This is a genomic window from Vibrio sp. 10N.222.49.C9 (assembly GCF_041474985.1).
GTDB lineage: Bacteria > Pseudomonadota > Gammaproteobacteria > Enterobacterales > Vibrionaceae > Vibrio > Vibrio crassostreae_C.
Genome location: NZ_JBFRVD010000778.1, coordinates 1 through 240 on the forward strand (window position 1 = coordinate 1; position 240 = coordinate 240).

General features: G+C 46.2%; 1 protein-coding gene. It reads left to right on the top strand.

Going from position 1 to position 240, the window contains the following annotated elements; translation table 11 throughout:
- Nucleotides 1-37: 37 nt before the first annotated feature.
- The coding region (locus AB4585_RS25555; protein ID WP_372171589.1) for an aldo/keto reductase at nucleotides 38-240 on the top strand (203 nt) is incomplete at its 3' end.

Below are 240 nucleotides of genomic sequence, written 5' to 3' on the forward strand. Positions count from 1 at the left end.
CAGGAATCATTCCAGTATCTACTAACTGGAGAAAACCATGAACTCTATACCCCTTCTGGGCGCGGGCACCTACAGACTCAAAGACGGTGCTGGCTATGATTCGGTGAAAACATCACTAGAAGCAGGCTTTCGTCATATCGATACGGCTCAGATTTATGGGAATGAAGAAGAAGTAGGCCAAGCAATTGCCGATTCTTCCATTCCGCGTGAAGATGTCTTTCTGACCACTAAGGTTTGGAT